Source organism: Indioceanicola profundi, assembly GCF_003568845.1.
GTDB classification, from domain to species: domain Bacteria; phylum Pseudomonadota; class Alphaproteobacteria; order Azospirillales; family Azospirillaceae; genus Indioceanicola; species Indioceanicola profundi.
This window is the reverse complement of the sequence record NZ_CP030128.1, coordinates 207823-233615: the sequence shown is the minus strand read 5'-3', so window position 1 is coordinate 233615 and position 25793 is coordinate 207823. Positions and strand designations below refer to the sequence as shown.

General features: G+C 60.9%; 25 protein-coding genes and 2 pseudogenes. 17 read left to right on the top strand and 10 right to left on the bottom strand.

Annotated features, from left to right (window positions below):
- Nucleotides 1-244: 244 nt before the first annotated feature.
- The 3 genes from DOL89_RS22345 to DOL89_RS22340 all read left to right on the top strand — a co-directional run bounded on the left by DOL89_RS22345 (nucleotide 245) and on the right by DOL89_RS22340 (nucleotide 3539).
- A complete protein-coding gene (locus tag DOL89_RS22345) occupies nucleotides 245-1468 on the top strand; it encodes a HupE/UreJ family protein (protein WP_162937807.1) in 1224 nt (407 codons plus the stop codon).
- A 274-nt stretch (nucleotides 1469-1742) separates the two neighbouring features.
- Entirely contained in the window at nucleotides 1743-2054 is a 312-nt protein-coding gene (locus DOL89_RS25195) for a hypothetical protein (RefSeq protein WP_162937806.1), read from the top strand.
- A 261-nt stretch (nucleotides 2055-2315) separates the two neighbouring features.
- Nucleotides 2316-3539, top strand: coding sequence for an SGNH/GDSL hydrolase family protein (locus tag DOL89_RS22340; protein WP_225890059.1), 1224 nt, complete (start codon nucleotides 2316-2318; stop codon nucleotides 3537-3539).
- Between the two features lie 626 nt (nucleotides 3540-4165).
- Here the strand turns inward: DOL89_RS22340 and DOL89_RS22335 are convergent.
- Both DOL89_RS22335 and DOL89_RS22330 read right to left on the bottom strand, forming a co-directional pair.
- A complete protein-coding gene (locus DOL89_RS22335) occupies nucleotides 4166-4951 on the bottom strand; it encodes a type II secretion system minor pseudopilin (RefSeq protein ID WP_162937805.1) in 786 nt (261 codons plus the stop codon).
- 92 nt (nucleotides 4952-5043) lie between these two features.
- Nucleotides 5044-5649 (bottom strand): hypothetical protein, encoded by a 606-nt coding sequence (locus tag DOL89_RS22330; RefSeq protein ID WP_119681573.1) that lies wholly within the window; start codon nucleotides 5647-5649, stop codon nucleotides 5044-5046.
- A 933-nt stretch (nucleotides 5650-6582) separates the two neighbouring features.
- Here DOL89_RS22330 and DOL89_RS22325 point away from each other — a divergent pair.
- The 4 genes from DOL89_RS22325 (at nucleotide 6583) to DOL89_RS25190 (ending at nucleotide 11620) form a co-directional block, all read left to right on the top strand.
- Nucleotides 6583-7659, top strand: coding sequence for an alpha/beta hydrolase family protein (locus DOL89_RS22325; protein WP_225890087.1), 1077 nt, complete (start codon nucleotides 6583-6585; stop codon nucleotides 7657-7659).
- An 836-nt stretch (nucleotides 7660-8495) separates the two neighbouring features.
- Nucleotides 8496-10643, top strand: a complete 2148-nt coding sequence (locus DOL89_RS22320; RefSeq protein WP_119681572.1) for a TonB-dependent receptor — start codon at nucleotides 8496-8498, stop codon at nucleotides 10641-10643.
- A 563-nt stretch (nucleotides 10644-11206) separates the two neighbouring features.
- The gene (locus DOL89_RS26110) at nucleotides 11207-11404 is read left to right on the top strand and encodes a DDE-type integrase/transposase/recombinase (RefSeq protein ID WP_119681758.1); all 198 of its coding nucleotides are present in this window, start codon (nucleotides 11207-11209) and stop codon (nucleotides 11402-11404) included.
- 42 nt (nucleotides 11405-11446) lie between these two features.
- Nucleotides 11447-11620: a hypothetical protein gene (locus tag DOL89_RS25190; RefSeq protein ID WP_162937804.1), complete on the top strand. Its 174-nt coding sequence runs from the start codon at nucleotides 11447-11449 to the stop codon at nucleotides 11618-11620.
- 150 nt (nucleotides 11621-11770) lie between these two features.
- Here the strand turns inward: DOL89_RS25190 and DOL89_RS22310 are convergent, their stop codons facing one another.
- Both DOL89_RS22310 and DOL89_RS22305 read right to left on the bottom strand, forming a co-directional pair.
- Complete coding sequence (locus tag DOL89_RS22310) at nucleotides 11771-12340, bottom strand: MFS transporter (RefSeq protein WP_119681571.1); 570 nt, start codon at nucleotides 12338-12340, stop codon at nucleotides 11771-11773.
- Nucleotides 12341-12727, bottom strand: coding sequence for a hypothetical protein (locus DOL89_RS22305; RefSeq protein ID WP_119681570.1), 387 nt, complete (start codon nucleotides 12725-12727; stop codon nucleotides 12341-12343).
- 210 nt (nucleotides 12728-12937) lie between these two features.
- Between DOL89_RS22305 and pyp the strand changes: the two genes are divergently transcribed.
- The 5 genes from pyp (at nucleotide 12938) to DOL89_RS22280 (ending at nucleotide 18083) form a co-directional block, all read left to right on the top strand.
- On the top strand, nucleotides 12938-13315 hold the full coding sequence (gene pyp / locus DOL89_RS22300; RefSeq protein WP_119681757.1) for a photoactive yellow protein: 378 nt from the start codon (nucleotides 12938-12940) through the stop codon (nucleotides 13313-13315).
- A 178-nt stretch (nucleotides 13316-13493) separates the two neighbouring features.
- On the top strand, nucleotides 13494-14777 hold the full coding sequence (gene pcl / locus DOL89_RS22295) for a 4-coumarate--CoA ligase (protein ID WP_162937803.1): 1284 nt from the start codon (nucleotides 13494-13496) through the stop codon (nucleotides 14775-14777).
- The gene (locus tag DOL89_RS22290; RefSeq protein WP_162937802.1) at nucleotides 14777-16387 is read left to right on the top strand and encodes an HAL/PAL/TAL family ammonia-lyase; all 1611 of its coding nucleotides are present in this window, start codon (nucleotides 14777-14779) and stop codon (nucleotides 16385-16387) included. The genes pcl and DOL89_RS22290 overlap by 1 nt, the downstream gene beginning before the upstream one ends.
- Entirely contained in the window at nucleotides 16387-16761 is a 375-nt protein-coding gene (locus DOL89_RS22285) for a hypothetical protein (RefSeq protein ID WP_225890086.1), read from the top strand. The genes DOL89_RS22290 and DOL89_RS22285 overlap by 1 nt, the downstream gene beginning before the upstream one ends.
- Nucleotides 16761-18083 carry a GGDEF domain-containing protein gene (locus tag DOL89_RS22280; protein WP_119681567.1) on the top strand — a complete coding sequence of 441 codons (1323 nt, stop codon included), beginning with the start codon at nucleotides 16761-16763 and terminating at the stop codon, nucleotides 18081-18083. The genes DOL89_RS22285 and DOL89_RS22280 overlap by 1 nt, the downstream gene beginning before the upstream one ends.
- Before the next feature lie 486 nt (nucleotides 18084-18569).
- On the opposite strand, the gene DOL89_RS22275 is transcribed toward DOL89_RS22280, so the two are convergent.
- Nucleotides 18570-19304 (bottom strand): SDR family NAD(P)-dependent oxidoreductase, encoded by a 735-nt coding sequence (locus DOL89_RS22275; protein ID WP_119681566.1) that lies wholly within the window; start codon nucleotides 19302-19304, stop codon nucleotides 18570-18572.
- Between the two features lie 161 nt (nucleotides 19305-19465).
- On the opposite strand from DOL89_RS22275, the gene DOL89_RS22270 reads away from it, so the two are divergent.
- Complete coding sequence (locus DOL89_RS22270; RefSeq protein ID WP_119681565.1) at nucleotides 19466-19852, top strand: winged helix-turn-helix transcriptional regulator; 387 nt, start codon at nucleotides 19466-19468, stop codon at nucleotides 19850-19852.
- Nucleotides 19853-19863: 11 nt separating this feature from the next.
- On the opposite strand, the pseudogene DOL89_RS22265 reads toward DOL89_RS22270, so the two are convergent.
- The 5 genes and pseudogenes from DOL89_RS22265 to DOL89_RS22250 all read right to left on the bottom strand — a co-directional run.
- Nucleotides 19864-20157: pseudogene (locus DOL89_RS22265) on the bottom strand (DDE-type integrase/transposase/recombinase); the annotation flags it as partial.
- A pseudogene (locus DOL89_RS25725) lies at nucleotides 20154-20341 on the bottom strand (transposase); the annotation flags it as partial. The pseudogenes DOL89_RS22265 and DOL89_RS25725, both read right to left, overlap by 4 nt.
- A gap of 236 nt (nucleotides 20342-20577) precedes the next feature.
- Complete coding sequence (locus DOL89_RS22260; protein WP_205574742.1) at nucleotides 20578-20862, bottom strand: hypothetical protein; 285 nt, start codon at nucleotides 20860-20862, stop codon at nucleotides 20578-20580.
- A gap of 354 nt (nucleotides 20863-21216) precedes the next feature.
- Complete coding sequence (locus DOL89_RS22255; protein ID WP_119681563.1) at nucleotides 21217-21753, bottom strand: hypothetical protein; 537 nt, start codon at nucleotides 21751-21753, stop codon at nucleotides 21217-21219.
- The gene (locus tag DOL89_RS22250) at nucleotides 21753-22367 is read right to left on the bottom strand and encodes a hypothetical protein (protein ID WP_119681562.1); all 615 of its coding nucleotides are present in this window, start codon (nucleotides 22365-22367) and stop codon (nucleotides 21753-21755) included. Before DOL89_RS22250 ends, DOL89_RS22255 begins: the two co-directional genes overlap by 1 nt.
- Nucleotides 22368-23394: 1027 nt before the next feature.
- Here DOL89_RS22250 and DOL89_RS22235 point away from each other — a divergent pair.
- From DOL89_RS22235 to DOL89_RS22225, 4 genes are all read left to right on the top strand, one after another.
- Entirely contained in the window at nucleotides 23395-23577 is a 183-nt protein-coding gene (locus DOL89_RS22235) for a CsbD family protein (protein ID WP_119681559.1), read from the top strand.
- Nucleotides 23578-23601: 24 nt separating this feature from the next.
- Nucleotides 23602-23739, top strand: a complete 138-nt coding sequence (locus tag DOL89_RS26160; protein WP_449768891.1) for a hypothetical protein — start codon at nucleotides 23602-23604, stop codon at nucleotides 23737-23739.
- A 237-nt stretch (nucleotides 23740-23976) separates the two neighbouring features.
- Nucleotides 23977-24192, top strand: coding sequence for a hypothetical protein (locus DOL89_RS22230; RefSeq protein WP_119681558.1), 216 nt, complete (start codon nucleotides 23977-23979; stop codon nucleotides 24190-24192).
- 421 nt (nucleotides 24193-24613) lie between these two features.
- The gene (locus DOL89_RS22225) at nucleotides 24614-25534 is read left to right on the top strand and encodes a DUF389 domain-containing protein (protein WP_162937801.1); all 921 of its coding nucleotides are present in this window, start codon (nucleotides 24614-24616) and stop codon (nucleotides 25532-25534) included.
- The last annotated feature ends 259 nt before the right edge of the window (nucleotides 25535-25793 follow it).

Here is a 25793-nt window from a genome sequence, read left to right as displayed (position 1 = left end):
GCGGCACGCGCCCAAAAAATCCAAATAAGGGCCTGCATCTGCGGGGAGGACAATAGTGTATAGAATCCTTTTCCAGCAATGGCATCTATCCTTGCTGTTTTGCGTTGTTCTTGCTTCGCTGTGCCTCGCGAAGACAAGTGCGGCTCACGATATCCCAGACGAAATCTTGATTCGGTCCTACGTTAAGCCGGAAGGCAATTCTCTTACCGTTATGCACCGAATTCCGCTAGCCGTGATGGAAGGCATGAGCCTGCCCAAGCGCGGGCCAGGATATCTCGACCTGCCCAAGCTCCAGACCGGCTTGGATCAGGCTATGCGCGCCACGGCGACCGAATTTTCTCTCTATGAGAACAGCGTCGAACTGACGCCAATACATGCGCAAAGCCGTATCTCTCTACCCTCCGAAGATAGTTTCACCAGTTTTGAACAGGCCAGGGACCACATTCGCGGTCCGGCCTTGCCGCCCGAAACAAATGTATTCTGGAACCAGGGTTATCTTGATGTCCTATTGAACTATCCGATCCAGTCCGATCGGTCGGAATTCGCGTTGTCCATAGACAGCGCCTTCGGCTTGTCAGGGCGCATGAAAATGTTCGTAGAATTCCGCTCGCCGGGCAGGCCCGCACGCCTTCTTCAGATCCATGGCGACAAGCGTTGGATACCGCTCGACCCAAGCTGGCGTTATGCCGCAGGCAGCTTTGTATCCCTTGGATTTCATCATATTCTCGAGGGAATTGATCACCTCCTTTTTCTGCTCTGCCTGGCGTTGCCGTTCCGGTTGCGCCAATTCTGGCCGCTTCTGGCGGTGGTCACATCTTTCACCATCGGGCATTCCGTCACGCTGGTGGCTGCCGCATTCGGCATCGCGCCGTCCGGCAACTGGTTTCCGCCGCTGATTGAAGCCCTGATTGCGCTTTCCATCGTCTACATGGCCGCGGAGAACATCGTCAGCGCCTGGTTCCCTGATGTGGCGGATACGGCGCGTCGCCGACGCTGGGTCGTCACGGGTCTGTTCGGCCTTGTGCACGGATTCGGATTCTCATTCCTTCTTCGCGAGGAGCTGCAGTTCGCGGGAAGCCATGTCATGCTATCGCTGGTTTCCTTCAATGTCGGCGTCGAGCTTGGCCAGGTTCTGTTCCTGATACTCGTGCTGCCTGTTCTATCTCTGGTCTTTAACGGCGAACGGGCGCGCCGCGCTTGCATCGCACTGTTGTCGGCGCTCGTTGCGCATACGGCTTGGCATTGGATGCTCGAACGTTTCGCTGGGCTAGAATATGTCCAGTGGCCGGATGTGGATATCGCGGCAATCATCTTGATTGCACTGCCGCTCGGAATTGCCGTTATGGCCATATCGGGTACTCGATTCTGGATCGGCCGACAGCGGAGGCGCGGCTCAGGCGACGGCAGCGATATAGGTGGGCTGTTCCCGTCGAAGCCTGTCACGGCAGCTTATATCCGTCAGGAATAATGCGCGCTCGATCCGGACGGGCGAGTAACCTTGGGAACTCCGGCTGAGCCAAAGGATATCAGAGCAGCTAAATTCCCTATGTCCTGTCCAATAATCGTGCTTGCCGGGCTTCCAGCCATTCCCGAACAAGAGGGCGGCCTGATGCATCTTCCATCTGTCCGCGCACCAGGCTTGTCCCCCGCAATAAGTATCCCGATCTCAGCGTTGGTGCTGGGAAAGTTTTTTCTCTCTCAAAATTCCGCTCGCAGCAGATAGATACTTTGGAGAAATACAAATGAAGAAAGATTCGCGGTCTCGCTTCGCCGCTGGTTTGGCCACGCCCAGTTGGCACATATTGCTTGTCACGGGAGCCGCCGCACAAACATTTGTATTAACCTCTGTCCCGGTTGCCACGCAATCTGGCGACCGGGAGCGCCTTCATGGAGGCTTTCCCGGCGGCGATAGTCGCTGGAACGGGAGTTGGGGCACCGACAGCGGCGATTATTTGCATTCCGACGACGAAGGGATAAGGGCGATGAGTGAGTTCATTCCCTTGGACTTGTTCGCGCGCAATCACCATCGTGAGCCGTCCCGTCGCCATGACTAGCGGCGTCCGCCCCATCGTAGCCCTTTATCACGCTGGTGCCCAACATGTCAGGGCGCGGCGATCGCTGGCTCCGCGGGGCCCTTAGCAACCGGACTCTCTATAGGGCCGGAATGCCTTCGTGCATCCTAGTAACGAAAATCGGGGGAACGTCTTATGCGAACCAAAGATACGCAGTCTGCCCCAACTTCGCGAACCGGCTGGTTAAGCCGTCGCGGCCTGCTCCGGCTGGCGACCACGTCGCTAGCGCTAGCAATTATGGCCATGCCGCCGGCCGACGGCGCATTTGCTCGCGACGATTACCGCCGCTATGGGCATGACGAGCACTGGGTCAGTACCTGGTACGCCAGTCCCCAGACGTCTGTTATCGGCTTGAACCCTGAAGAACAGCCGCACACCTTCAACAATCAGACGATCCGGCACGTCGTTAGGGTCAGCGCCGGCGGTACGCAGGTTCGCATCCGCGTCTCCAACGAGATCGGAGACCAACCCCTGAAGATCGGCGCCGCCAGCATCGGGCTGCACGAGGTCGGTTCCGGGATAAGGGAAGGGAGCCTGCGCCAGCTCACCTTCGGCGGAAATACCTCCACTGTTATTCCGCCCGGAGCACCGGTACTTAGCGATCCTGTCGACCTCACCATTCCGGATCTGGCAAGCCTCGCGGTCAGCCTGTATCTGCCGGAGCAGACTGGTCCAGCAACGGCTCACCTGCTCGGCCGCCAAACATCCTTCATCGCCGCAGGAGACACAACCGAGACCATCAGGATGGAGGGAGCGGAGCTGACTGGAAGCCGATACTTTCTTACCGGCGTCCAGGTTACGGCTGAAGAGGATGCCGCGACCATCGTGACCCTAGGAGACTCCATCACCGACGGCTTCGCCGCTACTACGGATCAGAATAACCGGTGGCCCGACGTTCTGGCTGAGCGCCTCAATGTGAACAATAAGGGGCCAGAGCGCGCCGTGGCAAATGCCGGCATCAGCGGCAATCGCGTGCTGCACGATATCATCGGTCCCAACGCGCTGGCGCGTTTTGACCGGGATGTATTGGCCCAGCCCGGAGCTGAGTATGTTGTTGTGCTCGAAGGCATTAACGACATCGGCTTCTCCGAATTCCTTCCCGATCAGGAAGTAAACGCGGAAGACATTATCGCTGGATACCGCCAGCTGATCGAGCGTGCGCACTCGAAGGGCCTGAAAATTTATGGCGCAACCCTCACACCTTTCGAGGGGGCCGGCTACTTTAGCGAGGAGGGCGAGGCCAAGCGTCAGGCCGTCAACAATTGGATTCGCACAAGTGGAGCCTTCGACGCCGTCATTGATTTTGACAAGGTGACGCGTGACCCCGCGAACCCGCGCCGCCTGCTGCCGGCATATGACAGCGGCGACAATCTCCATCCCAGCGATGCTGGCTACGAGGCAATGGCAAACTCCATAGACCTGCGCCTCTTCCACAACGGCAAGGGCGGAAAGAAGGACCGATACTAGTCCGCATGCCTGTCCTGGTGCGGTGGAATCGCGGTGGGTGCGCGACAATGCGCATCCACCGGCTTCGCCAGTCAGTGGCAGTCCCCCTTGAATGAAAGCTGCTGCGGTGTCCTGACTGGCACCGTAGCGACTCAACTCTGATTACGCTCCACATACCGCTTGGATGGCTACTCAGTAGGCACATAAACACCAGGGCGCTCAGGGTGAAAATGGATATGGCACGTGGTAAGGCGCGGCTTTGTAGAGGTTGCTGTGCCTTTTCTCCGTCGGATAAGGATGGGCCGACATCTGCTCGGACAGAGATGTGCGACCACCGCTCAATTTCGCGCCACGGCCGGTGAAGGCAGGCGGGCATTGCTGTGCAAGCCTTGGACCTGTGACAGAGGTGGACATTCCAACCAGGCCCTATCCTCTGCTTGGCCACATCCTCCAGAGATGCCCTCGATCTCCGCCAGACTGGTCAGGTCGTCCAGCAGAGCGGCACTTCCGGTGCTCAACCGGCTGCTGCGTCGAATGAAACACGGCGTGTTCGACGGGCCAGCTACCCGGAAACAAGTCGATGCATGTGCCGGGTCCTGAACAGCTGCGCGCGTGCCGAGCCATTCGGCCAGCCAACCTGGATCGGTCTATTCCGTGCCTGAGATTGGCTCGTCCGGCACGGTGCGCCATTCTAGGATTCGGTAAGGACGCGTAGCGCTTTCCCCTTCCGCCACGACCGCTTCTCGAACGAAGCGCGCCCCGGTTCTTTCCACAGCAACAGCTTGAATCGTTACCGCGCCCGCTTCAGTGTCCGCCAGATAATCCTGTGCGTCCGGGGCGTCGAGCCAGCTATCATAATCGTCGCGACTGGCGAGAAACGCCTCGACCTGATCAACATCGATCCCAGGTAGGGCCCTCAGCACCTCCGCGGGGGCAACCAGCGGATTTACTGTCGCCATACCGGAATGGATGGTGAGGAAAGGCCGTATTCGCGCATAGACTTCCGGAGTTATTCCAGGCACTTGACGGAGCTCCTCAACGTCGAGGAAGGCTGGAAGATCGATTTCTTCATCGATGATCCGCCCACCCAATGCTTGCTTCCACTGGCTCCGCCGCACTTGTCGCCATGCATTGACGGCCGCGACGGCCGCATCTCCATCGGTTCGACCTTGCCGGGCAAAGAGAGCCGCCAGAACTTCGTCGGTGGTTTGATTCAGGTCGATTTTGCCGGACTCGTCCTGCAAACTGAGCCAGACGGTGCCGTTCTCGAAGTCGAACTCCTGTACCTTGCCGTCGCGCGGCCAGGGCTGGCCATCTCCAAAATCTCCGATCAGCCCAAGTATCCCAATCTCGATGCCGGAATCAGCCAACAAGCGGGCCTTGGCGGCTGCGATCTGATTCTTGGCCACCGTGAGTTCGCTGCGGGTGTTCATCGCGTAGCCAACCAGCACGACGGATGCGAGGGCTAGCGTCCACAGGACGAGTAAGAGTGCGAACCCCTGTTCCTGTCGAAGCGGGTTTGGCATCAGCGTTGTTTCGACTGCACCTCAGCGCCGAGTTGAGCCCCGGTCGGCGGCACTGACGCAACCTCATTTTTGGCGCGCGGGGGCGGCCTCTGGTCCTGGACCGGTGGCGGTGCCCGGTCCTTGATCTTGATTTCGGACCGTTGCTCGCCCTTGACAAGGATGACGCGGTCGCGTGCGATCTCCTCGACGGACCAGGCACCGATTTTTTCGCCGACCGGAACGCGTTCGATGCGGGGCGATCCGTCGCTCTCGATCAGGACGACCTTTGTCGGTGGCATATCTAGGATGCCGACCAAGCGGATCGCACTTAGCGCCACGTCGGGCGCGGGTTCAGCCTCTTCCGCCACGACTGGTCGCCTGCTTTCGTGAAACAGCGGGCGCTCGACCACCTCATCATAATCTGACCGCGGGTTCATATCGAAGTCAGCCACTTCGATCTCCACCGCCTCCTCATCTTCCGGCTCTTCAACGACCTGCACCGGCGCCGCTCGCACAGGCCTCTTCTCGTCTGTCCCAATCTGCAGCCCGATGATCGACGCAAGCGCGATGCAAGCTGTGCCAAGAAGAATCTTCAATCGGTTCGCCTGGATTATGTGCCCGATCATGTACTCTCTCCACAGGCGCGGAATCTGACGATCTTCGATGCAGGCTAGTCTGGACAGGATGGGGGTACAAGCAAGCTGTGGCAATCATTCGGTCTACGCCGTCCGACGCGGGCCTGCTGTGATTGGTTCTTTGCGAAATCCGTGGCCACACTCGGGGCTTGCAAGCTCTACTGCGAGGTACGAAGAGGGCGTGGCCATTCTCCGCTCTGGCACCATCCTGCAAATAGCAGCGCATCGCTTGAGACGTCACCTCCGACGTGAACTGCTCAAGCAAGCTCTTACTGCTGCGCTTCCTGGCAGCCCTTGGCACATGATACGATCTCCGTTCTCCCCGATCTGGGGCAATGCCCAGAACACAACATTGTCAGGCCTCCTTCTACCGTAGCTGCAAGACGCCAAGTGCAACCTGTCAATAGAAGCAGGTGCAGGCCGTCAAAAACATACAAACAAATATGCATTCTCCACGCTCGCTGGGTCGAACCAGTCGAAATGTCCATCATTTCGGCCGCAAAAGCCGCATCACCCCGCAATTATATTCACATCCGCACCCTATGCGCACCCTAAGAGGGTGGGCTTACGCAAATATGTAAGTATCCCGTGCTTATCCATAGAGCGCGATGTGAAAAGTTCCGCGCATTCTTTGATATTCTGAAGATGCTCAAGATAGCAGATGTGATTATGCCTATGTCCCTGTGGGGACGGGTAGCACTCCTGCTACGGTAAGTTCACATGCGACTTCAACACGCCGCATGTTCTCCAAAGATGCGGCATACTGTGTTGGCAGACTGCCGTGTCTTGCTCGAGCTGCACAGATCTGCAGCGCTGGTGCGCAAGAAAGCGCCGGTTTCTTCATGTTGCCGCTAATCACGCTCAACCGCGAGCGCTGATGAGCATCCGGCTTTCCGGGAAGTCACAATTCGGGAGGACACAGGAATGCGTAGGTCCATCACAGGGGTCCTTACCGCCGTTTCAGCCTTCTGCCTGATGGCGGCTGCCCCCCTAAGCGTAGAAGCAAAGGGGGGCAGCAACCAAGGCCGTGGCCACTCGCCGCTTATCCTCAAAGACCAGGGCAGCTTCTTTGTGGGCGGCGAAACCATGTCGCGCGGGCCGGACGACGATATCACCGTGGGGCAGATGTATGTGGAGTACATGATCCCCGCAACCAAGCGACGCAGGCTGCCGGTGGTTATGTTGCATGGATGCTGCCTGACCGGAAAGACCTATGAGACCACCCCGGACGGGCGCATGGGCTGGGACGAGTACTTCGTGCGCAAAGGCTATCCGGTTTATGTACCCGACCAGGTTGGCCGCGGACGGTCTGGTTTCAATGCCACCATCTATGAGCAGGTCAGGGCCGGAGAGCGTCCTCTCTCCGACCTGCCGCGCATCAACCAAGCTAGTTATCAGCGGGCCTGGCAGATCTTTCGATTTGGCCCTGAATATGATCAACTTTTCCCCGGTCAGCAGTTTCCGGAGGATGGATTTGACGAACTGTTCCAGCAGATGGTGCCTGATCTGATAGGCTGGTTACCGACGCCAAATCCGACCTGGGCGCGACTTGCCACACTGTCCGATAATCTGAACGGCGCCATTCTCATGGGACATTCGCAATCGGGGTTCTTTCCGCAACGTGCGGCCTTGTCGGAGAACGCGACCAACGACATAAAAGGGCTGATCTCACTGGAGCCCGGCAACTGTGCGGCCACAGCATTAACTGATCAGGAGTATGAGTCGCTGGCTAGAATCCCAACCCTTGTCGTCTTCGGTGATTTTATCGAGGAGGACACGTCCGGAATATGGGCAAATGCCTTGCGCGACTGCCGCCAATATGCCGAGAGGATCAATGCGGAAGGAGGCGATGCGGCTGTCGTCTTCTTGCCGGATGTCGGCCTGCACGGCAACACTCACATGTTTATGCAGGACCGTAACCATCTGCGGGTCGCAGATTTCTTGCTCCAATGGATTCGAGATCATGTCGACCACCGGCACGGCGACAAACGGGGCAAGTGATACCTGAACCGATGATGCAAATGCATCAACGGATGTGGCACTGTTTTTGAAATGTCGACAGCAGGGTATTCAGCCGCTTCAGGCGACGACACCGAACAGGCTGGCGGGGATGGCAGCGACCTGGCCTTTGCGGACCATGATCAGAACGTCGCAACCGGTGGCTGGCCGCTGCGCTGTTGTTCAGGTACTTGCATTGCCACAGCTTGCGGAAGAGGGCCGAGCGATCGCGGCATCACGCTTGGCGCTTCGCGCTAAGCAGGAAGTCGATGGTCTGCCCCGCGTGCATCCCGCAGCACGGTACAGGGATATCCAGCAGCCCTTCACCTGATTTTAGGTCTCATCGATCCGCCTGTACTCGTTCGGCTCCAGCGGTTAAGGGTGGTGTGGGCAAGCATGATTCCACGGCTGGCCAGCATGCGCTCAAGATCGGGATAGCTGATCGGGAATTGCAGATACCAGCGAACCGCCTTCAGGATCCTCTCGGAGAATCGGCTGAAGCCAAAGCCCCGATGCCCTCCGTCAAATTTTGCAACGGAATCCCAACGACCAAGAAGTTGATGGTGCCGCGACCGACATTTCCCAAGTGGGCTGACTCGGAAGGCCACCGAAGAACTACTGCACCATAACGTATCACCTCGTCGGCACGTTGACAGTAGCTCCAGAAAGCCGTCACACGCCCGGTCCAGGCCGGTCAGGGAAGAATGGCAGATCATACAAAGTAGAGCATCAGCCCTTGGCCCAGCCCCAGAGGTACCGCACTTTCTCGACAAAATCCGGCAGGTCAGCCATGCCCGATCGCCTACTATATCGGGGCCATATCAAGGCTGGAGGAGCCCATGAGCGTTGCCTTCTCATGCGCCACATCAGTGATCCCCTCTGACTTCATCAGATCCAGCGTGAAAGGCCGATTGGCCCTGCCGTCGGCACTCAGCTTCCCACTTGAACCGATCCTAACCAGAAAGTGGGTTCTGGCGACCCTGGCAGGGATGAGCATTTCCACTGCTCACGCACAGATGCTTGAGCACGGGGGAGAGGATGAACTCATCATCTGGGGACGGGCTTTGGACCTGACCGGCAAGGCCAGTGCGGCGTCCCAGGGCGTCATCGGCTATGCGGACTTCTCTACCCGGCCCATCATGCGCGTGGGAGAACTGGTTGAAGTTGTACCCGGTCTTATCGCTACTCAGCATTCCGGCAGTGGCAAAGCCAACCAGTATTTCCTCCGCGGCTTCAACCTGGATCATGGAACGGACTTCGCCGCCTATTTCGACGCTGTACCCGTCAACCTCCGGACCCATGGACATGGGCAAGGATACCTCGATCTTAACTTCGTTATTCCCGAGCTTGTGGAGGTGGTTGAGTACAGCAAGGGAACCCACCACGCCGCCAACGGCGACTTCTCCTCAGCCGGTACCGCCCGGATCCGAACATATGACCAGCTGGAAAAAGGATTTGTGGAACTAACCGTGGGATCCAACGACTATTACCGCGGCATCGCTGCCGACTCTTTCGGACTCGGCCCGGCCACCCTGCTGCTCGCAGTCGAAGGGGAAGCATACGACGGGCCGTGGAAGCTGGAGGAGGACTTGGAAAAGGTGAATAGCCTGATCAAGTACACCATACCCCTTGAGCGCGGGCGGATGGAACTTGCCGGTACTTTCTACCAATCGGACTGGCGCGGGAGTGACCAGATTCCCGAGCGGGCGGTGGAGCAAGGCCTCATCTCAAGATATGGCTTCATTGACCCCGATCTGGGGGGCGAGACCACTCGAGCGAGTCTAACCGGACAAATTGAAATTGGTGGTCTCACGGCCAGCGTCTATGCCGTTGCCTACGATTTCCGACTGTTCTCCAATTTCACCTATTTTCTCACCGATCCGGTGAATGGAGACGAATTCGAACAGCGTGATAAGCGCACGATCTGGGGTAGCTCCGCCGACTATGCGCATGATTTCGGTCTGGTCGGCCGAGAGGCAGTGGTGAGGATCGGAACGGATGTGCGCCACGATCAAATCGATCATGTCGGTTTGTATCAGACGGTATCGCGCCGCAGGATCTCCACGGTCCGTAAAGATGCCGTGGACGAATTCAGCATAGGAGGCTATGTGGAGCTGGAGGCAAATTGGACCGATCGGCTGCGGACGATGACCGGCATACGCGCGGATCATTACCGGTTCGACGTTGCCTCGCATGTGGGGGAAAATAGCGGGGATGGGAATGACAGCATCCTCAGCCCAAAGCTTTCAATTGCATATCTCGCCGGAAGCGCGACGGAATTTTATGGTAACTACGGGCAGAGTTTCCACTCCAATGATGTCCGCGGCGCGACAACGACGATAGATCCCGCCACGGGCGCGGCGGTTGACCAGGTAGAACCGCTAGTAAAATCCGAAGCTGCCGAACTTGGTGTCCGCACCCGCCTTGCCGAAACGCTGCTTGTGACACTCTCCGCCTTCTGGCTCGACCTGGACTCTGAACTGGTGTTCGTGGGCGATGCCGGCACAACCGAACCAAACCTGGGATCCCGCCGTTATGGGGTAGAGGTCGCGGCTTTCTGGCAGCTGGCAGACTGGTTGACTCTCGACTTATCTGCAGCCACCACGCGGGCGAGGTTCCGAAACGCACCAGATGGTGAGAACCGAATCCCTGGCAGCATCAAAGAGGTTCTTGGGGTCGGTGCCGTCGCCACTTTTGACACCGGCCTGAACGGCAGCCTCCGTCTGCGCCATTTCGGCAGCATGCCCCTGATCGAGGACGGTTCCCTGCGCTCGGGAGCAACAACCCTGGTCAATCTCGGCCTAGCGTACAAAGTCGGCGCGTTCGAGTTCAGCTTCGATATCTTCAACCTGTTTGATGCTAACGATTACGACATAACCTACTACTTCGCATCTCGATTGCCAGGCGAGGACGCCTCTGTTGCGGACGTACATTTCCATCCGGTGGAGCCTCGCTCCGCGCGGGCGGCCATAAAGGTAAGGTTCTAATAAGAACCAGATAGCTTTGGTCCCACTTGCTCCAGCCTGTGGACCTGAGCCGGAAACGGGGCTGAGAAGAGAGCAACTCTCAAGGATTTGACCCTATGAAGCAGCCCTGAGCGACTTCGGCGGTTGCCCTCGCCGTCGGGGTGCTTCTGCCGATGGCATCGGGCGGTCCAGCAGAGGCCCCTGCCCCGCCGCCTGGGTCAACAGTCTCTGCCCGGAGGAGATGAACCATTTGCTCCCGCCCTGGGATGCGCCGATGTGCAGCCTTTCCAAATGGAGCTGTCAGGTTGCCGGCGCCCGGTCCCTGCTGCTGCATCCGCTTCACGGTCGAGATCATCAGCGAACCCGTATGCTGTACCACTGCTTCAGCTAGAGCCCGCGCGAGGTCGAGCTGATCCAGGCGGCGCGGCATTGAGGTCGGTAACAAGACCATCCGGGAGCGGGGGACTGCATTTCGGTCGGGACTTCGCCGCCGCCCTTAGCGCCGTCGGCTCAATCCGGGCAACAAGCATTTCCTGGATGAAGTGTTTATCCGCATCCGCGGCAAGCATTACATATAGCGCGCGATCGACCAGAACGGACTCGTCCTCGACATCCTGGTCCAGAGCTGGCGCAACACGAGGGCGACCAAGTGCTTCTTTCGCAAACTGCTGAAAGCGCCGCGCTTTGCGCCGCGGGTCATCATCACCGACCGGCTGAGATCATACGCGGCCGCGAAAAGGGAGTTGAAGCTCGACGGCAAGCATGGCAGAGCCGCTGCCTGAATACTCGCTGCGAAGTCCCGCACCCGACGGCGCAAGCGGCACATGAGACGGTTCAGATCCGCCGGCCACGCCCAGCGGATCCTCTCCTCCCATAGCCTGATCCACAACCACTTTCAGGTGCGTCGACAGCTCACCTCTGCCTTCGAGTACCGCGCCGCCCACAGCTGCGCCCTTATCACCTGGGGCGTAGACGCCGGCCTTGCCCAGGTGGGCTGATCCGCGAGACGACTACGGATCGGCGGGCCAAAATCCCCCATCGCGCCAGCAACTTGACAGCGCCCCGCACCGACAAGGGCGATTGCCCGATCCTTACGCGAAAAGGGGCGGGTCCGATCGGACCCGCCCCTGCTGTCTACCGGTCCGGCGTCAGACCGCCTTGGACTGGCTCAACACGCCGGTGGACTGCCGGTCCAGGTCGTCCTCCGGAGACTTCACGAATTCCGGGTCCGGAACAGGATCGAAGGAGCCCAGCACCATCGTGAAGGACAGGATGCCAATCAGCTGGGCAACGCCGGCGCAGGCGAAGGCCAGCGCGAAGGAACCGGTTCCGCTGATGATATAGCCGGTGATCACCGGGGCCGCAGCGCCGGACATGTTGTTGAAGACGTTGGTGATGCCGCTCACCGTGCCGCCGGCGCCCTTTGGTGTGATCAGGGCCGGAACGGTCCAGCAGACCGGGGCGGCGCAGGAGAGGCCGCTGAGGGACAGGGAGATCCAGAAGATCGCCCAGGCCGGGTCCTTGGTGAAGACCGCGCCGATCACGCTCAATCCCACCAGCAGACCCGCTATCAGTACCGTCTTGCGCACCTTGGCCTCGTCCGCGCCGCGGCGGATCAGCCGGTCGACAAGCCAGCCGCCGACGATCAGTTCCGCCACCGTGCCGCAGAGCCACGGAATGGCAGCGTGCCCGGCCGACTTAATGATGCTGATGCCCAACTAGTTTGGCAACCAAGTCAGGAACAGGAAGAAGACGTAGCCATAGGCCGCGAAGCCGAGGGCCGCTCCCCAGACCTTCCGCCTGCCGAGCAGGTAGCGCAACATCTTCGGCCCGCCGCCCTTGACCGTCTGTCCCTCGGGTGCTGCCCCTTCATTTTTGATGTAATCGTGCTGGCGTTGTGCCGAGCTGTCGGCACCCGCCACCATGGCGGAGGCGCCATCCGTGGTGTCCTTCGCCCGGACCATGCTGGCGGCAATTTCCTCCATGGAGAGGTTGAGTTCGTGCGCGCCCGCCGCAACGCTTTCCTTGAGACTGGCGACGTGCTCGCTGCGCTGCCGGGCCAGAGCCTGGACCGTCACATCCAACGCGAACTTGATGACCCTCACCGGTTGGCCAGACAGGTCCCCACAATGTCCCAAGGTCATGGCAGTAGGTCGGGAATCGCGCCAGACCCCCGTCCAGTAATTATATCGAAAGTATTAGGTGTCTAAAACGTAACGGGTATGGATGGGGAAAAACTAACTCTATTTTGCTGTCAGGCCACTCCAGCGCCGTGCTGGCGGCATTAAACGGGAGGAAAGTTCATGATCGGGGGCATGCAGCTTGTGGAATTCGGCAAGGCCGATATTGAGAACGTCATGGCCAAGATGTCCGTCAAGGACATTGACGGTCTGGCCTTCGGGGCCGTTCAGCTCGATGCCCAGGGGCGAATTCTGCAATACAATGCGGCGGAAGGCGCGATCACCGGCCGCGATCCCAAGGCCGCGATCGGAAAGAACTTCTTCACCGAGGTCGCTCCGTGCACAAACACGCCGGCCTTCAAGGGCGCGTTCGATGCCGGCGTGAAGGCGGGCAATCTCAATACAATGATCGAATACACGTTCGACTACAACATGAAGCCGACCAAGGTGAAGGTCCACATGAAGAAGGCTTTGGTCGGAGACAGCTACTGGGTCTTTGTAAAGCGGGTATAGTCCGGCCCGCATCTCCAACCACAACCCGTGCAGCCAGTCTGCTTTGTCCGGGCCGGCCTTCCGGCAGGGCTCCTCCTTGCGTGGGAATCGTCATGTACGGATTCGGAAGATTTTCCTTTTCTGGCACCCCGGCTCTGTACGGTCCACAGCTTCAACGGCAGACCAACGGCTTTGGGGCGTGGATCGCGGGCGGCGCCGGATCAAGCATTCCGGAGCTGCTGGCATGACGACCGCACCAGCTGACATTGCGACACCAGGCTGGTGGCAAAACCGGTCCATTCTTGGTCGTTTCGTCAAGGATCTCGTGGAGGGCGAGCTGCAACGCCTCCGGCCGGGAGCCGGGGACGCCCTGCTGAAGGACCGGACCGAGAACCTCGAGATCGGCCCAGCTGGGCTGGGTGCGGACAGTTTGGAACTGATCACGCTGGCGACGGCGTTGACGGAGGCGCTGCATCTGCACCGGTCGGGCGTTGAGGACCTCCTCCTTGCGCGCCGACAACTCTCCGAGTGGATCGATATCGCGGCGGTTGGCCTCAGCCACTACGCCGAAACAGTCACCTTCCGCACATCCGGAAGCACAGGCCAGCCGAAGCCATGCCAGCACGGTCTGAACCGCTTGCTCGAGGAGACGGAGCACCTGGCGCGCATTCTCGGCCCGGTCCGGCGCATCGTCAGCCTTGTGCCCAGTCATCACATCTACGGCTTTCTCTTCACGGCGCTTTTGCCGCAGCAGCTCGGGATTCCGATCCTGGACGGGCGCGGGCGCCTACCGGCCAGGGTTGCGGCGGATCTCCGCAGTGGCGATCTCCTCGTCGGCGTGCCTGAGCTCTGGACCAGCGTGGCGCAATCCGGAATACGCTTCGCTCCCGGCGTGCGAGCCGTGACCTCCACGGGCCCGCTGGCGCTGGAGGTGTTCAGGGCTCTCGAAGCGCAGGGTTTGGACAAAATTCTGGAGGTGTACGGCTCCAGTGAAACCGCAGGCATCGGATGGCGCGCCAGCGCCGATGAACCCTATCAGCTCTTCCCATATTGGCAGCTGCGCGCAGACGGGACAGAGATTTCGCACACCGGCTCAAGCCTCGCTGTCGCCTTGCAGGACAAGATCCATCTGCTCTCGCCTGGACAATTCCATGTTGCCGGGCGCCTGGACGGAGCCGTGCAGGTCGGAGGCGTGAACGTCTTTCCAGACCGCGTTGCCGCCGTGCTCCGGCTGCATCCCGGCGTCCAGGATGCCGCTGTCCGGAGCTTTGGCGGCCCGGGTGCGCTCCGCCTGAAAGCCTTCATCGTCCCGCGCGACAAGGCCGCGGGGCCGGTTTTTGCAGCCGAGCTGCGCGACTGGGCGGAAACGCGCCTTTCCATCCCCGAATGCCCGAAATCCTGGACTGTGGGAGAGGCATTGCCGCGCACCCCGCTTGGAAAAGCCGCGGATTGGCATCCTCTTATGTCCCCGGAGATGCGCTGATGCCCGGCCATCATGCAGGCGAAGGCGCAATCGACCTTGGGGGACCGCTTGTCCTGGATGAGATCGAGCGCGTCGCCCACGGGGCAGCGGTCACAGTCAACCCTGCCGCGAGGGAGCGCATGGCCGCCGCCGGCGCAGCCCTGTCGGGCCATGTCGAGGAACGCCGCCGGATTTACGGCGTGACCACCGGGTACGGGCCGTTGGCCGAGCATCATGTGCTGCCGGAATGTGCCGAGGCGCTGCAGCGCGGCCTGATCTACCATCTGGCCAGCGGTGTGGGCGCTCCGTTGCCCTCCGACCAGGTGCGCGCCCTGATGGCCGTGCGGGCCGCAAACCTTGCCCAGGGCTACTCCGGGATTGGGGCGTCAAGCTTTGCGCTGCTGCTGGATATGCTGAACCGGGATGTGGTGCCCGTGGTGCCGGAAATGGGCACTGTGGGGGCGAGCGGCGATCTGACGCCATTGGCTCATGTCGCCCTTGTGATGATCGGCGAGGGCGAGGCTTTTGTCGCCGGAAGGCGGGTTGCGGGCGCCGAAGCCCTGGCACACGCCGGATTGATTCCCGCCCAATTGGGGCATAAGGAGGGCTTGGCCCTCGTGAACGGGACTTCGGCGATGACCGGGATCGCCGCGCTGAACGGCAGCCGCTGCGGACGCCTGCTGGACCTCGCACTCCAGATGGCCGTCTGCAACGCCGAGCTGTTCCACGGGTACAGCGAGGCGTTTGATCCGCGCTTCGGGATGGTGCGCCCGCATCCGGGCCAACGCTGGGCCCATGCCGAGCTTGCGCGGCTGTGCCGCAGCAGCAGCCGGCTTCAAGCACCCCAGCAACCACCGCCCGTGCTGGAAAAAGTGGATGCCCAAAGCGGCGTCTTGCACAATCGTCCCCTGCTCCAGGACCCCTATACAATCCGCTGCCTGCCCCAGCTGTTCGGCGCAGCCAAGGACCAGCTCGACCATCACAACGGGATCGTTGAAACCGAGCTTGTCAGCGCGACCGACAATCCCCTGATCTTTGCCGCGGATGGTCATGTTCTGCACGGCGGCAACTTCTTCGGCCAGCATGTGGCCTACGCGTCGGACAGCTTGGCCCTGGCCGTGACCGGGATCGCGGTGCATGCCGAGCGCTGTTTGGCACGGCTTACGGACCCGCGGCGCAATGGCGGCCGGCCCGCCTTCCTGACCGGCGGGACCGTGGGGCTGGACAGCGGACTGATGGGGGCGCAGGTCACGGCAACGGCACTCGTGGCGGAAATGCGCAGCCTGGCCGTTCCAGCCTCGATCCAATCCATTTCAACCAATGCCGAAAACCAGGATGTTGTCACCATGGGCACCATCGCGGCGCGCAGAACGGCGCGTCTGGTGGAACTTGCCGCCTATGTGCTGGCGATCCAGGCAATCGCCCTGGCCCAGGCCATGGAGATGACCGAAGGCTCAATAAAGGCCTTCGCGGTCTCCAGCCGGGAGCTCCTGGCAAGGGTTCGTCAGACGGTTCTCCCGCTGGATCGCGACCGCCCGCTGTCGCCGGACATCGCGGCATTGGCGTCTCTGTTCCTGTCTACCCGCTGGCGCCCGACCCTGCCGCAACACGATATGCCTGGAGAGATCTGATGACGCTTCCGGAGCGGAGCCTGATTGGCTGCCCCCGTCTCAAAGAGCAGCTCTTCGACGGAACAATCGATCCGGACAGCCTTGAGCTGGGCGTGATCGGCTTCGACCGGATCGGTCTCGTCCGCCTCTACAACCGGTACGAGGCTGGGGCTGCCGGGCTGTCGCACGGCGCTGTGTTGGGCCAGCCGCTGTTTACAGCGGTGGCGCCTTGCATGAACAATTTCATGGTGGCTGAGCGCTTCGAGAGCGAGGCCGAGCTCGACGAGACGGTTCCCTATGTGCTGACCTTGCGCATGCGCCCGACCCGGGTGCAGCTGCGCCTGCTGCAACGGGCGTCAGCACCTTTGCGTTTCGTTCTTGTTGGACGGACCTGATGCTGGCGGACATGCCCCCATGCGAGCTTCCCGCGTCGGGCGAAGCAGATGAAAGCCTGCTGCGGCTTCTCTACCAGGTGCCGATTGGCATCGTCCAGTTTGACAGCACCGGCCGCATCGAGCTTATCAATCCCGAAGTGCCGCGCCTGCTGATGCCATTGCTGGCGAGCTGCGCCGACCCGGACAATCTGTTCAGCATTCTGGAGACTTGTGTTCCAGATCTGCCGCATCTGGTGGGCAGTCAGGCTCTGCCTAGCGGCTCTGTATGCGAGAACCGGCGCATCTATATCGGCAGCCTCGGTCCCGCCCAACGGACGATCTGGGCCTCACTCACAGTGACGAAGATCAGCCCGCATCGCTATGTCGGCACGCTCACCGACATTTCGGAGTTGGTCCGCCAGGAGCAACGGACCCGCCTGACAGACGCTTGGTTCGCCGCCATCCTGCAGGGGGCCACCGGATACATGCATTGCACGGTCGATGATTTCGGCCGGGTGCTGGACTGGAACAGGTCCGGCGAAAACCTGCTCGGTTGGAGGCAGGAAACGATGCTCGGCATGCCGATCCGCGTCATCTTCCCACCAGGCCCCCAATTGGACCATCAGATGCGGGAGCGTTTCGCGACGGCCCAGGACCAGGGCTGGCATCTCTCCACCGGCCCGATGCTGACCCAGGACGGGCAGCGGTTCAGCGGGGACTGTCTTGTCTCCGTTCTCGATGCGGAGCCGAAGAACCGCCAGTACCTTTTCATAGCCCGGCGCCTTCATGGCGAGTACGTTGAGGCCGATGCGCTGGTCAGGCTCGCCACGACCGATCATCTGACCGGAGTTCTCAATCGGGCTCGGCTTTTCGAACTGGCCGGCCGGCAGCTTGTCCAGTCCACGCAGCGGAGCGAGCCGCTGTCGATGATCATGCTCGACCTGGACCATTTCAAGACCATCAACGACCGCTTTGGTCATCCTGTCGGCGACCGGGTGCTGCAGCGGTTCGCAACTCTATGCCGTGAGGAAATCCGGAGCATCGACCTGCTGGGACGCATTGGCGGAGAGGAGTTCTTGGTTCTCCTGCCCGGGTGCGATTTGGAGGTCGGGAGAGCCATAGCGGAGCGCCTGCGCCGGCGGATCGAGCAGGAAGCAATCCGCCTGGACGAGGACGCGGTCTCCGGACCGGGGCATATTGCAGTCACCGCCAGCGCCGGGGTCGCCGCCTTGGAGACCGGCGAAACCTTGGAGCAGCTGCTGCGGCGAGCCGACCGGCTGCTCTATGCCGCCAAGACGCAGGGACGGAACTGTATAAGGGCCGCATTTGCGCCAGCCTCATAGACACTTTCACCCGCGCGGCGGGGCTTCGGACAGAAACGCCGATCAGGGCCTCCGGCACGATTTCGGCCCTCCATACTGGGTCGGATCCTCCGGGACGCCGCTGACACAAAGCTTGGCCAGATGAAGCGCTACAAATCACCTCGGCAGGTGCAACGCTTCCTGTCTATTCACGACCGGCTTAGCAATCTTTTCCACCTCCGCCGCAGCCAGCACACCGCTACTAGGTTTCGTATCGCACGCGCTCAGGGCTTCACGGCCTGGACGGAGATTGCTGGTAGCCGATTGGCTGCTTAAGCCAACCCCGTTCCTACTCCCTGGGCATCAGTGCGTTCCTGGTTACCCGCATGGGCCATCAACTTGACGGTGCACGCCGGCCACTCCGGCTGCATTGGGAGAACAGCGACATAGACCAGGTTGCAAGGGAGACAGCGCATGAAGGGCTTCGATCCCGGGTACCGAAGCCCTCACGCTCAGACGCTCCAGGTATCAGACCTGCGCAAGTCCACCATCGACGAACACCTCGCCGCCGGTCATGAAGCTGCTGTCCGAGGATGCCAGGAACGCGGCCACCGCCCCCGTCTCCGCCGGGTCGCCCATGCGCCCGAGGGGCGTCGTGCGGCCGAGCGCAGCCATCCCCTCCTCGCCCAGCACCTCAAGCGCCAACTCCGTCTTGGTCGGCCCGGGAGACAGCACGTTGACCCGGATTCCCGTGCCGCGCAGATCCAGCGCCCAGCTGCGCGCCAGATTGCGGATCGCGGCCTTGGTCGCGCTATAGATGCTGAACTGCGGCGTTCCCATCACGCCCGTGCTCGAGCCGGTCAGGATGATCGACGACCCCGCTTTCATCAGCGGCAGCCCCTTCTGCGCCGTGAAGACGAGCCCCTTCACATTGACATCGAAGAGCTGGTCGTAATGCTCGGGCGTGATTTCCCCGAGCGGCGCGAACGCTCCCGTGCCGGCATTGGCGAAGAGAATGTCCAGCCCGCCCCGTTCGGCTTTGACCGTGTCGAACAACCGGTCGAGGTCGGACAGGTCCGTCACCGAGCCCGCTACCGCCCGCGCCGAGGAGCCTAGCCGCGCCACAGCGGCGTCGAGCGCCTCCTGCCGCCGGCCGAAGATGTAGACGAAGGCGCCTTCTTCGATGAACCGTTCGGCGGCCCCGAACCCGATGCCGCTGCTGCCGCCCGTCACCACCGCCGTCTTGCCCTGAAGCCTGCTCATGATGTGCTCCTTGATTGAGGTTGCACTGAGCTGGCGACACACCCACCTAACAACAAGTATGCACCTTTTTGTAAGTACCCTGGAAAATGACAAGACATCCTTCAAACCCGATCCAGCCACCGCCGCAGCCCCCGCGGCCCGAGCCGAGTTGCACCCCGACTTTGCCCGGCTTCACCTGCGGCCTTGACGCGACCTTGCGGATCATCGCCGGCAAGTGGAAGCCGCTGATCCTGTACTTCCTCGCTCAAGGTGGCCCGTACCGCTATGGCGAACTCCGGCGAGCGGTGCGCGATGTCAGCGACAAGATGCTGATCCAGCAGCTCAAAGAACTGGAGGCCGATGGTCTCGTGAAGCGGACCGATTACAAGGAGATTCCCCCGCGGGTAGACTACAGCCTCACCGCTCTGGGCCGCAGCTTGGCCGAGGCCCTCGTGCCGCTCTGTTCCTGGGGCACGGAGCACATGGAGGAGGTGAGCCGGGTTTTTGCCGAACGGGACGCCTGGACCGGTGCCGTCAACCTGCCGGCCGTAGGTCGCAAAGAGGGCTGATGCGTTCTCTCTCAGACCTTGAAGACCGCCCCGGTCACCTCAGCCCAGGTCAGGAAAGCCTGAGCCCGATGGCAGCGATGGTCGGCATTGGAGAGATTAGCGGGTCGGCGGAAGAGATTGGCGATTGGCTCATGAGCGGACAGGAACCGCTGCGCCTGGCCTGGTGATTTGAACCGCTTCATCATGCGCTTCCGTCGTCGGGTCGGCTGATGGCTGTTCTCGGCCCTCTTGTTCAGCTCTTTATGGTGCCGGTGTTCGGTGCCGGGCATGATTGTCCGCTTTACGGCACCGTAGCTGACCAATTCTCCTCTTCCAGCCGGCGCAGCTTCCTGAGCTCCGACGGACCCAGGCCGTCGTACTTCTGCTTCCAGCGGAAAACGTCGCCTGGCTGATCCCCATCTTGGCTCAGGCCTCGTCCACCCCCGTGCCCAGCTCCGCTTGACGCAGGGCAAAGGCGATCTGCTCATCCGTGTACTTCGACGTCCTCATCGACCGGCACTCCCCATCCTTGGGTCAACAATCATGCCGAACGACTCTCAATCTGACTGGAGGCATTTTCCGGGAAGGGGTCAGAAGCCCTTGCCCTGAAAGAGGAGACTGCATTCGTGGTCGCGGATGCGGATGGTGCAAGAGCCAGTGCGCTCCACCTTACTGGTGCTGCAGGCTCCTGCTTCTGAATACAAAACGCCCTATGGGTCGTCAGAGCCTGCACCGTCGTGATGCATTCAGGCACCGACATCATATCGCCAGACACTCGCCTCCCACGCTGCACTCTGGCTGGCGTGGGATGGCAGGGCTGCACTGTTTTGGTTGGGAAAGACAATCAGGCCGAAGACATGGTCGGCAACCCGGGCAGTGCAGACCGGAAGCAGCAAACGGCGGTACGGGATGTGCTCCTCTCCCGGCAGGCTGAGCCGGCCGCCATAGCCGACCGGCTGCGCCGTAAGGAGACATTCGTCGAAAAGGCGGCGATGCCCCTCATAGATTTCTGACGACAGCAGCTCATCCATATGGCGCCCGGTCGGGTCATATCCGAATACGCAGCAAGCACCCGCTCCCATCCGCAGGCAGAGATACCGGCCGCTGCTCGTACGATGATAGAGCAGCATCCAGGGCAGGACAGCCATCGGCATCGTGACAGGATCCAGATCCTGGGTCTGTGGCAACCCCTGAGGCGAGCAGAGCGACTGCCAATAGCGGAAGCCCTCCCGGAGTGGCGGGGTGTCAAGGAAGCCCAGAGAGTTGGAAACTATCATACAAGCCTGCGAGGATCATCAAAGAGGAGGGACTAGTCCCGTGCGCTGATGCCGCCATGTCGTCAGGACTGAGCGCACTCCTACCCGGCGCGGATTGGGTGGAGATGATCAAAGTTCATCGGCATTGCCCTTGTAGGCATCCGCAGCACCGACGGTGAAGCCACGACCATGGGGATAGCGCATCGCGGCTTTCGCCTGGGCGGCTTGCGCCATCGCACCCCAGACCAGAAACTGCCGGCCCTGGCTCCAGCTGTCCAGCACCCGCTGCGGAGCCGCTGGCGCCACACGGGCGAAGGCTCGGTGCGTGATCCGGGCTAGGAAGGCCTGATCGCCTGCATTCCTGTTCTCTTCCAGCACATAGAGCAGGCTTTCTTGGCTCTTCTGCTGGACCACAGCGTCTTCACCGGTGTGAATGCTGCGAGACAGGCTTTCAAGCTCCGCAGCCATGGCCTGTTCCTCGCGCCGGAGCGCCAGGGTGATCTTGGCCTTGTCCCGCATCTGGTGCGTGATCTCCTGCAGCTGGCGGTGCCGCGCGGCATAGAGCGCCTTGGCGTGGCGAATGCGCTTGCTGACAAGATCGGCAATATGTGCGGCAGCAGCGATGCTGGCAACTATACCGAACCAGAACGGTAGCCCGTCCATCATCACTGGTCCAATTGGGCTGCAAGCCTGGTCGGGAGCCCTGATGAGGCGGAATTCGTATCGTCCTCCGGCTCCATAATCTCGATCAGGTAGAACCCTGTTGCAGGGGGAAACGCCTTCTCGACAACTGCTTTCGCCTCCGCGATCGACAGTGCCCACACCTCTACCCTTTGGGAGCGCGCCCACCAAGGGGCTAGGAACGGGTGCTCCTTCTGCTCAAGCAAGGCCCGTTGCACATGCCGGATGATCAGATGGGCTTCAAAACGCCGCCCCGGGCGCTCAGGGCGCGCGAAAGCCTCCTCTTCGCCGACAACCCGGATCAGCGCGGAGCGGCCGGCGGAAAGGTCGGCCAACCGCTTGGTCACCATGTACTGGCGCCGACGTGCCGATTTGACCTCTGCCTCGAGTTTAACAAGCCGGGGCAGCATGCTTTCCCGCCGGGCTTGCAGACGCAGGGCCAGAGTACTGCGCTGCTGAATCCGCTCGTCCACCCTGTCCTGCTTGAGATCGGCCCGGATTTTCGCCTCAGCCCCATACGCGATGGCCATGTCCGCCAAGTACGAAACCCCGGCAATCACAACGCAGACCACCAAGGCTTCAGTATTGGCCTGGATCATCAAGTTTTACGCGAGACAAATCGTTCGGAATAGCCCCCCATCCGAGCCATCATTGATCTCTGGACGCGGCGACACTCGTCAGGACGGCATCCCGAGAGCGTCATTGCCAGGTTGCGGGACAAATACGCAGTGATAAATTCGACCGCCGCAAACCGTGCGACATCCTCCTCAATGCCCTTGGCCCAGAGAGCCGTGAATGCCTGGTCGAAGGTCAAGCGCACTATGCGGTGATGACATTCAGGTACCCACATTCCACCCCTGTTCCTTGCTCCGCCTATCCGAGCCATGTGCGTTCACAGCAGCCGGACGGTCTGCCTTGCGCCGCACCTCGCAAGATCGAGAGTCGCAGTCCAGGCGTTGAACTGCCGTTAATTTCGAAAGTAGATTTACTTTCGGAGATATCGGGGTGCTTTACTACCCGTGCAGTCTTGATGAGCCCGGTCGAAGTGGTATGTAGGATCAACGTTCGCGATTGGCAAGGGAAAACCGGGTAGTCTTCTTTATGCGACCTGCATGTCTTTCCAGGTCCGTTTAAAACCCGGAGCCGCCGCAGGTGCGGCCGGTTACGGTGCCAGTGGAGGAGAGCATCCTCTCCCGGCGTCTTGAAGACTTGGAACCGCCCCTGATCTGGCACGGCTACACTGTGCAATCGCCCGCTAATCAGTTCAGCACCAAGCCTGCAGATGTCCGCCACATCCTGCGCGGGGAGCCGTGCTGCGCGAAGGCGCAGGAACTGACCAGGCGGATGCGGATAGTAGGGCTGCCGCTTTGATCCAAGGTATGCATCCCATAGATTTCAAATAGCCGCTCCAGTGCAGGCTGGGAATCGCAAGTCTCCGGCGCTAGCACGCCTGCCGGCATGGGCAGAGCGTCAGTTCATGAGGTAAGCCACAACCCCGCCATCTGGCTGTGAATGTCAGTTTTCAGCCTCTTACTTCGATTCACCAGGGACGGTTTCTCCCTAATGCTGTTGATGTAACGTTCCTGCCGGCGATTGCGTCGGCATTTTCCTGCCAAGGAGCATGAGATGAACGACGACCGGACCGAAGGCTCGATGAAGAAGATGAAAGGCGACCTCAAGGAGGGCGCTGGCAACCTGACCGGAGACAGCAAGCTCCAGTCCGAGGGCAAGGCGGACAAAGCCGAGGGTAAGATCCAGAATACCGTCGGCAACGTGAAGGATGCCCTTACAGGCAAGGACCGCGCCTGAGCCTGGTGAGACCATGAGAATGGAATGCGGCCTCCCGCGGGGCCGCATTCTCGCATTCAAGAGAGGAGCCTGGACATGTTGAAGTTCTTGGGCAGCGCCATTGGCATCATCTTTCTCATCGGGCTGATTGTCGTCATCGGCATCTTCGCGCTGATTTTCTAACAACCAGAAGCATAGAGCGGCCCGGGAAGACGCTCGAACGAGCGCTGCGCTTGACCATGATCCTGCTGGGCACCCTCCTGCTGATCGCCACAGCGCCGCCTAATTGATCTGGCCGGACATCGCTCTCTTCCTGGAGACAGACAGCGGGTGGAATCTCCATTTACATTGCCCGAAGCGGACTACCCCTGCCGGAGGGGTCTCCGTTCTCTCTTATGATGGGGGCACTCTGGAGGAGCCATGGAATCTGGGGAAGCCATGGACAGGTGTATTGTCGAGGTCGGCGGGGTGGCTGCCGGCATCCTGGTCAAGGAGGCGCGAGGCTATGTTTTCTTCGCTGCCAAAGGGACATCTCCACTTGACCAGCACCGCTTCGCCAGCGTGGCATCGGCGGAGCGCCAACTCCGTCACATGCTCGACGGAAATGCCCGGCACTCGAAACGGAGGGCCACATGACGGATGTACGCCTGCCCGATGGACGTGGAGAAGGGGTCGAGCCGGCACGTTATGCCTAGACCTGCTGCATGATCCCGTCGCTGTTCGTAACAGGCCAGGTGGAGCAGGCCCGGGCCAATCGCTATGCGGCGCTTGGTTGCCTTAGCAAGCCCTGTCATGAGGCCGTCTTGCTGTCCAGCATCGTGGCGGCCGGCCAACGCGATCGCTTCCTCGCGGGCTGGAGCTGTTCGGGATGCACCTCACTCTGCAGATCTGATCGGGGCCTCCTATCAGGATCAGCCATCGCAGGCTGGTATCCTCCTGGCCCCTTTGTCAGTCACCCCGCGGGTTGCCGTCGGAAAATCAGCGGCACCTAATGGATCAGAAACCTCCCTGCGCTGGTTGGGACAGGGCCCAAGCCCTTGAGACAGGGAGAGACCAAGTGCCGCGCAGGATCAACGTCACGATTTCGCCGGAGATGCGCACCCGGATCGTCGACCATCTCAAAGGCCAGTCAGGTGTGGCGAGCATCACCTTGCACCGCGGCGCTTCTCTGGGCTCTGATGATGACGTCCTATCTATCGACACATCCAACAATGCCGCTCTGGCAGCGATCAAGTATCTCGACCAGATCGGAGCATTGAGGGTCGGCTCCGTGACGATCAGTGAGCCTTCCGTGGTGATCTCGTCCGGTCAGGCGCGGTCCTTGGACGACGAGGGCAACGAAGCGATCTGGGAGGAGATGGGAGCGCTGATGCGCCGGGAGTCCAATCTCTCCATCAACTATCTTCTTCTGATGACGCTCTCCGGCGCTATCGCCGCCTTCGGGCTGGTCACGGACACCCTGCACATCGTGATTGGCGCCATGCTGGTTGCGCCCGGATACGCCCCCCTGCTGCGCATCGCATTTGGATTGCTGGGCCATAGATACAGTGCGAGGGCCGGAATATGGTCGACCTGTGTCGGGTATCTGCTGCTGGGAGCAGGCGGGCTTATTGGTACTGGCCTTGCCCTCTGGCTGCACAAGAACGCCGCGACGGACCTGACCAGCCTGTACTGGGTGGATTACTGGTCGAAAATCACCGCGACGGGAGTTGCCACCTCCTTGCTCGCCGGCATCGCCGGCGGCGTCATAACGTCGTCCCGGCAGACCGTCCTCGCCACAGGCGTCATGGTGGCCCTCGCCCTGGTGCCGAGCATGGCGATCGTCGGGATGGGGCTGGGGTCCGGTAACCTTGATCTTGCGCTGGATGCGCTGGCACGGTGGGGTGTCGAAGCACTCTGCGTGCTTGTTGGCGGTGGTCTCACTCTTGCTGCCAAGCAGGCGCTCGTGCATCGGCGAACGCATGCGAACTCGATCTGATGTCGGTGTGGCACACCTGTCATTCGCGGAACTTTGCGGCCTCATAAAAGCGGGGGCGGGGTTGGAATCACCAGCGCGCCAGCTCTTGTGTACAGCGCGCCGGGCCGTCGGTCCGAAAGCATTGGTGGTCGAGGAGGGGTTCTTGTCCTGACTGGCGCCATGCGGCGGCGCAGGATGGCGGTGCGGTTGATGAACTGAAGTGGCACCCTATCCTCTGGCCTCAGCCCATTACGGCATCTAGGGCGAGACGGGCCGGATC